This window comes from Bradyrhizobium uaiense (genome assembly GCF_010811875.1).
In the GTDB taxonomy this organism is placed as follows: Bacteria; Pseudomonadota; Alphaproteobacteria; order Rhizobiales; family Xanthobacteraceae; genus Bradyrhizobium; species Bradyrhizobium uaiense.
In genome coordinates this window covers 1-12,168 of the sequence record NZ_VKHP01000263.1, presented here as the reverse complement: position 1 = coordinate 12,168, position 12,168 = coordinate 1, and the positions used below count along the sequence as shown (strand labels likewise).

The window sequence follows — 12,168 nt, the reverse complement described above, 5'->3', positions numbered from 1 at the left end:
GCTCGCACCTCAGGATGACGGAGAGGGGTCATCGGTCACGGGTCTAGCCCGCGGTGCGCCGCCGCGACGGCGCGCGAACCGGCTGACGGTTTGCCAATCCGATTTAATCAACGCTTCCTTCTTCGCCCGACTCCAGCCCTTGATCTGGCGCTCCGCAGCGATGCCGTCGGTGATGCGATCGAAGTGCTCCGACCAGACGAGCACCACTGGTCGCCGATTGTAGGTGTACCCGGGGAAAGCACCCGTATTGTGCTGATTGATGCGCGGGGAGAGATCATCACCCGTCGCGCTGCCGACATAGAGCGACTTGTCAGCGCAGCGAAGCATGTAGACGTAGATGCCCATCGTGATGATCCGGTGCGTACCGCGCATCGATCATGGCGCAAGCATTGCGAGGGTCAATGGACAAATATTGGCGGACGCTTGGTCAACTCGTGAACTGTGTGCCGTCATCCTGAGGCGCGAGCCTTGCGGCGCAATTGCGCCGCTGGGCGAGCCTCGAAGGATCGACGGCCCGGATATCTCAGCGCGTCTGGCTTCGTCGCGGCCATAGCACGGCCGTCGATCCTTCGAGACGGCCGCTGCGCGGCCTCCTCAGGATGACGGGTTTGACAGTGCTAACCGCAGCCCTCGCCCGAAGCCTACGGCTTCACGTTCTCGCCGAGCCACTGGATGGCGGCGTCGGCGCCGGCCTTGCCGTGCGGGATGTTCAGCGCGGTCAGCGCGACCTCGACGACGCCGAGCGTGCCGAGGATCATCGGCGCGTTGACGTGGCCCATATGCGCGATGCGGAAGGCCTGGCCTTGCAGGTCGCCGATGCCGGTGCCGAGCACCACGCCGCATTTCTCCTTGGCATAGCGCTGGATCGCGGCGGGATCGGCGCCCTTCACGGTCACGGTCGTCACGGTGTTGGAGCGCTCGGCCGGTTCGGCGATGTTGAAGCCGAGCACCTGGCCCTCGCCCCAGACGGCAACCGCGCGGCGCACGGCCTCACCGAGGAGACGATGCCGTTCGAAAGCATTCTCCAGGCCCTCAGCGTGGAGCATGTTGATCGCCTCGCGCAGCGCGAACAACAGGTGCACCGGCGCGGTGCCGGCATATTTGCGGTAGTGCTCGCTGCCTTCGCGCTCGGTCCAGTCCCAATAGGGCGTGCGCAGATCGGCCTTCTTGTGCGCGTCCCAGGCGCGGTCGCTGGCGGCGACGAAGCCGAGGCCGGGCGGCGTCATCAGGCCCTTCTGCGAGCCGGACATCGCGACGTCGACATACCATTTGTCCATCTCGAACGGCATGCAGCCGAGCGAGGCCACGGTGTCGACCATGAACAGCGCGGGATGGCCGGCCGCCTTGATCGCCTTGCCGATCGCCTCGATGTCGTTATAGGCGCCCGACGCGGTGTCGACCTGCACGGCGAGGATCGCCTTGATCGTGTGCTCCTTGTCGCGGCGCAGCCGCTCCTCGACCTCGGCCGGGCGGATCGCGCGGCGCCAGTCGCCCTTCAGCACCTCGACATCGGCGCCCATCGCGGCCGCTGCCTGGCCCCAGCCGATCGCGAAGCGGCCACTTTCGAGCACCAGCACCTTGTCGCCGCGCGACAGCACGTTGGAGAGCGTTGCCTCCCAGGCGCCGTGGCCGTTAGAGATGTAGATGTAGGACTTGCCCTTGGTGGCGAACAGGTTCGAGAGGTCGCGCAGCAGGCTTTCGGTCAGTTCGACCATCTCGCTGGAGTAGATGTCGAGCGCCGGGCGATGCATCGCCTGCAGCACCTGATCAGGCATCGTGGTGGGCCCGGGGATGGCCAGAAATTCCCGGCCCGCGCGAACGGTCATCGTCCTGTTCCTTTTGGGTAAAGCGCGCAAATCATGCGTGTGAGGGGTCAAGCGCCGAGGATATTCCATCACGGCTCGGATTGCGAGCAGGTCGAAGCAATCCAGCGTTTCCAAAAGCGCGGGGCACAGCCAGCCTCATTTGTCGATGGTCTCGACCACTGCGCGCCAGATCTGGTCCTTGAACTGGGTCGCGGCGGGGCTCGGGATTTGCTCGACGGTGCCGTGGTTCTTGGCGCAGGCCTCGACCAGGCGCAGCACCCAGATTTCGCCGTCGGTGTAATAGAGATCGCCGCCGCCATTATGCCCGTCGAAGGTCGGGCCGATGCCGGTGACCTGGTATTTCGCGGTGACCATGCCGGCGGACTCGAGGTCGGTCGCGAGCAGCGCGCGTTCGGCGTCGAGGTCGGGCGCGATGTGATGCGTCACCGCGCCGGTGTAATGACTGACGCCGACGCTGCGGTCGAGCGTCGCAGCACCAAGCCACACCGGGCGTTTTTCCTGGCCTTGGTCGAGCACTCGCCAGAACCGGACATGGTTGCGCCGATCCGCGCTCGATCCGACCGGCCGCTCGAAGGCGAGGTCCTCGCGGCGGTCGAGATAGAACAGGTTGCTCACCGGCGCATCCTTATAGGGACGATCGAGCAGCACGGAGCCGACGATCTCGATCGAGGATTTCAGCGTGACCGGATCGGCCGGAAACCAGCCGGCCTCGTGCATCGCGCAGACCACGTCCTTGGTGTCGCCGATCAGCCCGACATTCATGGGATCGCCGGGAATGCCCTGCGCGGTGCGGGTCACCATCGGCAGATTGGCCAGGCCCTTCTGATGTTCATAGTGCGTCCACAACGCCGGCAGCACCAGATAGGCCGCGATCAGGTAGACGGCCAGCACGAACAGCAGCAGCTGCAGATAGCGCAGGCGCTTGCGACGGCGTGCCGCAGGCGGAATGGTCTCGACATCGGTCACGGCACACGCCTTCCGGATCGGGGCGTCACGCGCCTCAACGCCGCGTCTCGCGACAGCCGGCGGCTTCGGCTTCCTCGACCGAGCAGAACCAGCGCGTGCCCTTGCTGATCTTCATCTCAATCTTGGCATACCAGCGGCTGGTCTGCTGGTGAAAGATGCATTCGCCGGAGCGGTTGACGTTGCCCTTGATGGTGCAGTCGGGCGAGGGCGCCACCGGGCCGGAGGCCGAGGCGAGCAGGATGGCATTGGCGCTCTCCGGCGGCTTCACGGCGCCGAGCACGGTGGTCTTCTTGTTGCGCACGCGCCAATCCCACGGCGCGATGAACGCGCCCTGCCACATCCCGGCCTTGGCTTCGCGCGCCGCTTTCTCGTCCGGTTCGTAGTCATGCGAGATGCGGGTGAAAGCCAGCGCCCAGCCATTGCTGACCATCCACTTCTGGATGTCCTCGCCATCGACCTCGCAGCGCGCGATGGTACGGCCGCGGCGATCGACCGAGCGGGCATGGCAGGTCCAGCTCTTGTGGCCGGCGTACTTGATCAGCTCGTCGCGCGCGGCGACGCCACAGGTCCAGCGTTCGCCCTTGGTGTTGAGGCAGAGCTGGTCGGTCGACGGCGCGTCGATGCCGCCGAGCCGGATCTTGACGCTGCCAATCATGACCTGGTCGCCGTCGCGGATCTTCGGCACGCCGGTGATGTCGGCCGCGACAGCCAGCGTCGGCAGCGACAGCAGCAGGCCAGCAGTGAGCAGCGTCTTGAACATCGGCATTCCCGGCCAGTTCTTTTCGTTCAGAGGTTCTTGTCGTTCAAAGGCTTTGGCGATCAGTGCCCAACGATTGTGCGGGCAATTGGGCAACCGTGCCAGTGGTGTTGTGTTTCCGCCAGTTTCAACTTCGCGTCATTCCCCCATGAATGCGTCGTTCATCTTGGGGAGCCGCTGCGCTCTACCCATCCTACACCGCAGCTATTCGCCGCTTCGCCAGCGCGAGGCCCATCAGCACGAAGGCCGACGTCACCTCAGGCCCGCCGACCAGGATGCGCGTCGGCGTCTTCATCTTGTTCCACTCGTAGGCCTTGTAAGGTCCCTTGCGGCCGCCCTCGCCGAGGCCCTGTACGATGCAGTGCAGCGCCGGCGTGAAGCTCGAGACCTCGGCGCCAAGATGCGCCAGCGCCATCAGCGCGAGCGCGGCGTCGAACGGGTTCATCTCATGTGCGATCAGTTCGCCCTCGACGTAGCCGAGCACGCGGGCGCGGATCAGCGCAAACACGTTGCCGGGATCGATGATGCGCTGCGCCGCCAGCGGCAGCGCGATGAAGGCGGCGTAGCAGCGGCCGAAATAGGCCGAATAGAGTTCGGGCAGATAATAGATGTGCGAGCGCGGATTCCTGAACGCGCCGCTTTCGACCAGATTCTTCTGGAAGGCGATGATGCGGTGCACCGTTTCCAGCCGCTGCGGCGTCTCGATGATCTGCCAGCGGGCGAGGTTGCGGAACGAGACCTCGAGGATGTCGAGGTTCAGCGTCGGGTCGAGGTCGTTGCCGTAGGGCCGCTCGCCCTCGAGATTGTCGATCCAGGTGACGACGCCGCCCTCATAGTCGATGTTGTCGTTGAGCGGCACGGTGACGCGCGGCTCGTTGGCGCCCGCGCGTACCTGATAGCCGCGGTAGAAATCGAGCAGCGGCTGCTCGAGGATCGGATCGTCGGAGCCGGCTTGGGTTGCGGCCGAGAACGAGCACGCCGTGGTGTCGCAGTCGGGCACATAGATGCCGAAGCCGAGGTCCTGCTTGATCTGGGCGAAGAAGCGCGAGAAGCGCGGATGCCGCCCCGGCGCCAGCGCGGTGATGACCTTCACGACGGAGCCGTCATGCGACGGCACCTCCTCGGCGCTGGTCTTCAGGCAAAACTCCACCATCTCCGTAGTCGCGCGCCGCGCGGTATCGGCCTGATCCGGTGACGCCAGCCCGGTCTCGACAAAGCCGAGCAGCGCCTCGGTGAAGAACGCATCGTAATAGGCCGAGCGGTGGCGGATCTGCACCGGCTCCCACATCGGCTCGGCGATGCCGTGCCATGAGGGGTTGATCAGCGCGCGCGCCGGCGAATGCGCGATGAAGACCCGCGCCAGGCTGAACAGCAGCGTCGAGTTCTTGTAGCCGCGTGCGTTGAGGCCTGTCAGCGCCATCAGCATCTCGCGCCCGCCGACATCTGCATCGCCGATCAGATTGAACGCGGCGTAGGTCGGGATGAAGCCGTTTTTGCCGAACGAGCGCAGCAGATGCGCCCCCGTGGTGCGGATCACGCGGTCGATCTCGGCCATCTCGGGCGGTCGCGCCGGCGCGGTTGCGGCCGGCGGGGCAGGGTGGCGCACGCCGATGCCGTCCATCAGCTCGGCGACGGGCGCGCCGATCGCCGCCCAATCCGGCGTCTCGACGTCACGCGCCTGGGTCAACGCCGCGCGCAGGCAAGCAAGCCGGTCCGGGTCCTTCAGCGCAGGCAGGCTGGTGCGGCGGAGCAGCGCGCGCAGCGGCGGATTGCCGAGCGCGGTCCGGTAAAATTTTCCGAGATGGGCATCGCCCCCGCGATAGGCCTGCAAAACGGGGTCGCAGACCTCGTAAAGCGACGGACCGTCCTTTTTGGCGGTCAGCGCCCGGCACACGGTACCGGCGATCTCGTGAAGGCCCAAGAAGCTCAAAGCATCCCCTTCTCAAGGAACCGGTTAACGCCGCCGCCCCGGCGGTGTTTCCCCCGGTCTTCCCCCAAACGTGCAAGCCTTTGGAAAGCTACATGAATCGGGACGAAATACAAATGTGATCGAGGTCACGTAACGGGATTTTAACGGCGTCAATGGCCTCTGCCGGGCGGCAGCATGCGCCAAACCGGGTTGCCCCGGCCGTCCGTCCGGGTTAAGGGAATGTTTGTTGCGGCGCCGCAAATTGAGATCAATTCAACGGCACACACACCTCAACCCCATTAAACCTGATCGTCACTGACGCGACTAACTGGCGCGATTTCGCTCGAACGCCATCGGGATAGAGATTGGGACTAGAACGTTATGAACCTTAGGCAGCTTCATATTTCCCGTCGCACCATCGCCGTTTGTGTGGCGGTGGCCGGCACGGTGTCGCTGGCGATCGGCGCCCATGCTGCGCTCAACAAGCGCACCCTCGATGTCGCCAAGGGGACCGTCGCAGGCGCCGTCGCCACCGGGCAGACCGGCAACATCCCGACCGGCACCTCCCGTCTCGCGCTCATCATCGGCAACGGCCACTATCCGGACGCCGCGGCCCCGCTGGCCCAGCCGATCAACGATGCCCGCACCCTGTCGTCCGCGCTGCGCCGCGAGGGCTTTGACGTCGACGTGGTCGAAGATGCGACCAAGGACGACATGTTCCGCGCGGTCGAGCGCATGAAGGCCAAGATCCGCCCCGACACCGTCGTGATGCTGTTCTTCGGCGGCTACGGCGTGCAGGTCGGTCGTGAGAGCTACATGATCCCGGTCGATGCCACGATCTGGAAGGAAGCCGACGTCAAGCGCACCGGCGTCAGCGTCGATTCCGTGCTCGATGCGATGAAGGAGCGCGGCGCCAAAGCAAAGCTCGTCGTGCTCGATGCCTCGCGCCGCAACCCCTATGAGCGCCGCTTCCGCGCGTTCTCGCACGGCCTCGCGCCGATCAGCCCGCCGGAGAACACCATCGTGCTGAGCTCGGCGACGCCGGGCAAGGTCGCCGACGACGGCAAGGCGCCGAACAGCGTGCTGGTCTCCGAGCTGCTCAACAATCTCAACGCCCAGACCGGCGCCGAAAGCGCCTTCAACAAGACCCGCGTCGCGATCTCGCGCGCGAGCGAAGGCGAGCAGGTGCCGAGCGTCTCCTCGTCGCTGCTGGAGGACATCAAGCTCGGCGGCTGAGGCTTTCTCGGCTTGTCATGCGCGGGTGAGGCTCGCGCATCCATTCCCAAACTACTCGCATGCAGTGCGGAGAGAACCCCTCTCCCCACCCTCCCCCGCAAGGGGGGAGGGTGCCTGACATGCGTGCCCACCGTATCGATTGCACCGTTCTTGTGAGGAAGCCACTGACGGTAGGGTTCCCTCCCCCCTTGCGGGAGAGGGTTCGGGAGAGGGGTGCCGCTTGCTCCGCTGCGTGACGCATCCTACGCGCCGAAATAGCCGAGGCTATCCTGCTTCCACTGTGCTCGATCGCAGCCGCGCTATTTCGCGTCGGCGCTCGCACCGACCGGCCGCACCGGGTCGCCCTCGCGCAGCAGCGCGCCGGCGCGGGCGACGACGATGTCGCCTTCCTGGATGCCGTCGCGGATCTCGACCTGGCCGGCCGACATCAGGCCGGTCTCGACCCGCCGCGTCTCGACGCGGCCGCCGCGTACCACCTGCACCACGGTGCCGGCGGTGGAATACAGGATCGCGGTCAGCGGCACCGCGACGCCGCAGCTCTGCCCGGTCTTGATCTGCGCGCGGCCGGACGAATTCACCAGCAGCCGCTGGTTCGATCCGATGCCGACGAACACCTGGCCGAGCTGGCTGTTCGGCTCGATGGTCGGTGCGATCATCCGCACCTTGCCGTCCATCTCGCCGGCGCCGATGATCTTCAGCCGCGCGGTCTGCTCGGTCTTCAGCTTGGCGATGTCGCGAGTCGGCACCATGCCGACGAGGTCGTATTCGCTTCTGGCAATGATCGAGAACAGCGCATCCTTGCCCGAGGCCGGGCTGCCTACGATCGCCGACGATGCCGAGATCGTGCCCGCCACCGGTGCGGTGAGGTTGATCGAGTTGGCGCCGTCGGTCAGCCGCGCCAGCACCTGGCCCGCGGTGACGGTGTCGCCGGGATCGGTCTTCACCTCCGCCACCTTCAAGCCGAAGCGGTCGGGCCGGATCTGCTGCTCGTCGCGCGGCAGCACGATGCCCGAGACCTCGACGATGTTGCCGAAGCAGAATTTTGACGCCTTCAGCACGGTGACGGCGGCGCCCTTCGGCACGGCGTCCGCTTCGCCGGCGGCAGAGGCGGGCGAAGCAGCAAGAGCAAGCAGCGCGGAGGCGGCGAGGGCGGCAGCGCGCAGGCGAGGCAAAATCATCGGCGAACTATTCCCAAAATGCAGCGCGTTTTCGAGCGAAGTGGGTACCGGTTCGCGTGAAGAAAACGCGTCAATTGAAGCCCCTCCTGAATACCAGATGCGGACTTGCCGAGCCAGCCGGCTGCACTGTGGCCGGCGCCGTGTCGGCACGGCCCGCATCCGCGGCGAGCTCCAGCTTCGCCAGTTCCTCGGCGCGCCAGATGTGCCGCAGGATCTCCGGGTTGACCCGGTCGGCATGCGTCACCGGCAGCATGTGGCCGGCCGCCGGCAGATGCCGCAGCTCGGCGCCATCAATCAGCGCGGCGAGCTTTGCGACAATGCGCTGCGTCACATAGGGCGACAGCCCGCCAGACACCACAAGCGTCGGCACCCGTACAGCGCGCGCGGCGGCCGCCACGCCGTCGAGATCGAGCGCGGCGTTGAAATCGTAAGGCAGCTTGTCGGCCTGCTCGATCATCCGCAGCCGCCCGCTCGGCGAGAACTGCTCGCGCGGGCCGGAGCCGGCCCAGAACGCGGTGAACGCCTCGACCGCCTCCAGCACGGCGCCGTCGATAATATCCTGCGACACGATCTGCGCGATCCGCGCAAAGCGATCGTACAGCCGCGCGTCGGCGGGCGTATCGCGGAGCAACGTGGGTAACACAGGCTCGATCAGCGTCAGGCTGCGAATCCGCCGCGTATAAGGCGAAGTGGTCGCCAGCCGAAACGCGATCGCCCCGCCATAGGAATGCCCGACCAGATGGATCGGCCCGCTGGCCTTGGCGAGCCAGGGCTCGAGCTGCGCAATCTCGCCATCCAGCGTCCGCGGCCAGTCGCGCCCGCAGGCGGCGACGCCATAGCCGGAAATATCCGGCGCCAAGAACTGACAGCCCGTGAGCGCGGCCGCAAGCTTCGTCCATTGCCGTCCCGACCCCAGCGAGCAGTGCAGCGCCACCACCGCCGCCGCCGCGTGCGTCCCGCCCAAACCCGTCATCAACACCGTCCTGCTTGTTCTTGTTGTCGCTAGGCGCGCGTTCGCACGCGCCCGTCATGACGCGAGCGAGACGGGGGATGGGTTATTCCCGGGAGGGGCGTGATCGTGATCGCGGACGTGATCAGATTCACTGGATGTTGATTTGAGGCTCGCGAGGGTTCGCGGAAGTGAAAGCAAGCGTCGCAACAATCCATGCATCCGCAGACGCCGACTGGACTGCTTCGCTGAGCCTGTCATCGGGCGCGCGTTCGCGCGACCCGTTGGCTCGCGATGACGGGGATTGTTGCAGCGTCAGCGCACGATGCGCTTCACCCGCGGCTTCTTCTTGGCAGCGACGGCCGGCTCCGCATCAGTTTCAGCGGCGGCCTTGGCTTCGCGCGCTTCGCGCAGCGCGCGCAGGCGCTCCATGTTCTTGCGCACGGCGAGCGCGTCGCGCTCGACGTCGGCCATGGCGCGGGCGCCTTCCTCGGCGGCCAGCCGCTGGCGCTCGGCTCGCTCGAGGCTTGCGGGCGATGGGGCGGGCTTGCTGGCGGTCATCGGCATCCCTTCAAAAGTGAGATCTTGCGCGGAGGTCTGCGTCCGTCGCGCGAGATGGCGACACGGCGCGCCGCGGGATCACGCGGAATAAAGATACGCAAAAACCCGCCCAATCCGGTGGGACCGAGCGGGTCGCGACGTCATCCCAGTACATCCGTGGAATGACGAGGGGCACGATCCCCCGCTTGAAACGCAAAGCGTTTGCGCGGGGGCATGCCGATCAAGAGCCTCAGACGATCTGAAGGTTCTCGGCGCTGGTCTTGCCGCGCATCTTGTCGGTCTTCAGCTCGAACGAAACCTTCTGGCCTTCAGCCAGACCGGTCAGACCGGCGCGCTCGACGGCGCTGATGTGAACGAACACATCCTTGCTGCCATCGCTCGGCTCGATGAAACCAAAGCCCTTCTGGCCGTTGAACCACTTCACAGTACCTGTTGCCATCTTCTCTTCTCCAAAATGCGCTGATGCGCAGTGCTGCGCAAAATTGCGCATCATCGATTGAACTCACGATGTCTTTGGAGGAGGGCCGTTCTGACCATTCAACAAGGCACAACGGCTAATCGAATGTCGCAAATATACACACTTTCCGTGTGAATGCAAGGTTCTGGCGGTAGCCGGTTCCGCCGTGGCTCACTCCGCCGCAGTCGCTTCCGCGCTCGGTTCCGCCTTCCAGGTCAGGATTTCCGCGGCCAGGATCGGGTGATTGAAGCCCTTCAGCACGAGATCGTCGATGGCCCGGCCCTCGACATGGGGCTCGACCATGCCGTAGACGCGGCGGCTCACCACGATCTGGCCCGCCTTGGCCTCGCCACACAGGCGGGAGGCGAGGTTGGTGACGCCGCCGATCGCGGCATATTCCAGCCGCTGCTCGAAGCCGACCTGGCCGAGCGTGGCATAGCCGAGTGCGATCCCCATGCCGAAGCCGAGGCTGTGCCCGCGGTTGCGCCACTTCTCGGTCAGCGCGCCAATGGTGTCGCGCATCTCGACCGCCATCTTCACCGCGCGCAGCGTGTGGTCTTCGAGCTGAATCGGCGCGTTGAACAGGATCATCACGCCGTCGCCGGCATAGCGGTCGAGCGTGCCTTCATATTTGAAGATCAGCTTGCCGAGCGCCGCGTGATATTCGCGCAGCACGTTCATCGCCTCTTCCGGCTCGGTCGCCTCGGTGAAGGCGGTGAAGCCGCGCAGGTCGCAGAACACCACAGTCACTTCACGCCGGTGACTGTCGAGCAGTCCCTTATGACCGTCGGAGGAGGCGATGAGCTGCGCCACCTGCGGCGCCAGGAAACGCTCGAGCTTGCGGATGCGCTCGATCTCGCCGAGCTGGGTCTCGACGCGCGCCTCCAGCGACTTGTTCCAGTCGGTGAGCTGCTCGGTCTGTTCGCGGAGCTTGTCGGCCTGCTCGCGCACGGTGGAATTGGCCTGCTCCAGCGCGTGGCTCTTCTGGTCCACCTCGGTGAACAGCCGCGCGTTGCGCATCGCCAGCACCGCCTGGTGCGCGAAGGTCTTCATCAGCCCGATCATGTTGGCCGGGAAATCGCCGGCCGCCTTGCGCAGCACCACCAGCGCGCCGAGCACGCCCTGTTGGTCGACCAGCGGCACGACAAGCACGGAGTGGAAGCCGGCGCCGACCACGACATCACGCAGCGGATGATCGGGTTGGTCATCAGGATTTGCGGCGAGATCGGGAAACGCCAGCGGCTCGCCGTTCGCTGCCGCCACGGCAAGCGGGCTGTTCGCCGCATCGATCGCGCGATGATGGCCTTCGGCCTCGCCATCGATGCCGATCGATTGGGTCAGGTTGAAAGTGCGGTGCGCCGCGTCATAGCCATAGATCAGCACCGCATCGGCATGGGTGATCTCGAGCGCGCGGGCGGCGACCGTCGGCAGCACGGCGTTGAGGTCGAGCGAGGATGCGACGGCGCGGCCGACCTCCTCCAGCACCTTCAGCTCGTTGATCGATTGCGCGAGGTCGCGGGTGCGCTCCTTCACCTTGGCCTCGAGATCGGAATAGGTCTCGGCAAGCTGCCCCGCCATGCTGTTGAACTGCCCGGCGAGCTCCTCCAGCTCGTCCGCGGTCTTCACCTCGATGCGATGGCCGAAGTCGCCGGCCCCTAACCGGCGCGCGCCGGCGCGGAGCGCGGTGATCGGCACCAGCATGCGCCGCGCCAAAATCGTGCCGGCGATGATCGCGACCACGAGGCCGAGCGCGATCAGAAGCGCGATGCGTACCAGCTGGTCGCGGATCGGCGACAGCGCCTGCGCGGTCGGCTGCTCATAGAAGACGTGCCAGCCGAGGTTCGGCGCAGCGGTCGCGGCCGTCAGCACGGCGTTACCGTCGATGTCCTTGCCGGAGGCGACGGGCCTGCCTTTGGGCGACAGCACGGCGGCGACCTGCGGCAGCGCGGCGAGATCCTTGCCGACCTCGGGCCCCTTCGACGAACTCGCCAGCACGCGGCCCTTGCCGTCGACGACATAGGCATAGGCGACGTGGCCGACCTGGGAATCGCTGAAATAGTCGGCCAGGAAGCGAAGGTCGATCTCGGCCACGGTGACGTCGGCGTTGAAGCCGGCATGCTGCTCGCCGATCGACATGAACGGCCGCTCGTCACGGAAATAGGCCGGCGCGTAGGCGGTGCCGCGGTTGACCGTCTCGGTGAAGCGCAGGTCGCGGGAGAGGTCGGCGTTGGAGTTCACGGTGACGGTCTGGCGCGACAGCCGCAGCACCTCGTGGCCGCTGGCATTGATCAGGGTGAGCTGGCTCACCGCCGGCACCTGGCCGAGCAGC

The 12,168-nt window shown here is 66.0% G+C and carries 11 protein-coding genes; 1 reads left to right on the top strand and 10 read right to left on the bottom strand.

The features are described from left to right. Positions 1–9: 9 nt before the first annotated feature. The 5 genes from FNJ47_RS39045 to FNJ47_RS39025 form a co-directional block, all read right to left on the bottom strand. Complete coding sequence (locus tag FNJ47_RS39045; RefSeq protein WP_163161190.1) at positions 10–345, bottom strand: GIY-YIG nuclease family protein; 336 nt, start codon at positions 343–345, stop codon at positions 10–12. A gap of 296 nt (positions 346–641) precedes the next feature. Beyond that, on the bottom strand, positions 642–1,826 hold the full coding sequence (locus FNJ47_RS39040; protein ID WP_163161188.1) for a pyridoxal-phosphate-dependent aminotransferase family protein: 1,185 nt from the start codon (positions 1,824–1,826) through the stop codon (positions 642–644). A 135-nt stretch (positions 1,827–1,961) separates the two neighbouring features. Further along, entirely contained in the window at positions 1,962–2,792 is an 831-nt protein-coding gene (locus FNJ47_RS39035; protein ID WP_163161186.1) for an LssY C-terminal domain-containing protein, read from the bottom strand. 34 nt (positions 2,793–2,826) lie between these two features. Beyond that, positions 2,827–3,552, bottom strand: coding sequence for a thermonuclease family protein (locus tag FNJ47_RS39030; RefSeq protein WP_163161184.1), 726 nt, complete (start codon positions 3,550–3,552; stop codon positions 2,827–2,829). A 190-nt stretch (positions 3,553–3,742) separates the two neighbouring features. After that, a complete protein-coding gene (locus tag FNJ47_RS39025; protein WP_163161192.1) occupies positions 3,743–5,470 on the bottom strand; it encodes a hypothetical protein in 1,728 nt (575 codons plus the stop codon). Positions 5,471–5,839: 369 nt separating this feature from the next. Here FNJ47_RS39025 and FNJ47_RS39020 point away from each other — a divergent pair, with 369 nt between their 5' ends. Beyond that, on the top strand, positions 5,840–6,694 hold the full coding sequence (locus FNJ47_RS39020) for a caspase family protein (protein ID WP_163161182.1): 855 nt from the start codon (positions 5,840–5,842) through the stop codon (positions 6,692–6,694). A gap of 299 nt (positions 6,695–6,993) precedes the next feature. Here the strand turns inward: FNJ47_RS39020 and FNJ47_RS39015 are convergent, their stop codons facing one another. The 5 genes from FNJ47_RS39015 to FNJ47_RS38995 form a co-directional block, all read right to left on the bottom strand. After that, entirely contained in the window at positions 6,994–7,872 is an 879-nt protein-coding gene (locus FNJ47_RS39015) for an efflux RND transporter periplasmic adaptor subunit (RefSeq protein ID WP_163161180.1), read from the bottom strand. 70 nt (positions 7,873–7,942) lie between these two features. After that, positions 7,943–8,845 carry an alpha/beta fold hydrolase gene (locus tag FNJ47_RS39010; protein WP_163161178.1) on the bottom strand — a complete coding sequence of 301 codons (903 nt, stop codon included), beginning with the start codon at positions 8,843–8,845 and terminating at the stop codon, positions 7,943–7,945. A 291-nt stretch (positions 8,846–9,136) separates the two neighbouring features. Further along, entirely contained in the window at positions 9,137–9,382 is a 246-nt protein-coding gene (locus tag FNJ47_RS39005; protein ID WP_163161176.1) for a hypothetical protein, read from the bottom strand. Positions 9,383–9,611: 229 nt separating this feature from the next. Next, on the bottom strand, positions 9,612–9,821 hold the full coding sequence (locus FNJ47_RS39000) for a cold-shock protein (protein WP_029084280.1): 210 nt from the start codon (positions 9,819–9,821) through the stop codon (positions 9,612–9,614). 189 nt (positions 9,822–10,010) lie between these two features. Continuing rightward, a partial coding sequence (locus tag FNJ47_RS38995) for an adenylate/guanylate cyclase domain-containing protein (RefSeq protein ID WP_163161174.1) occupies positions 10,011–12,168 on the bottom strand: 2,158 nt, incomplete at its 5' end.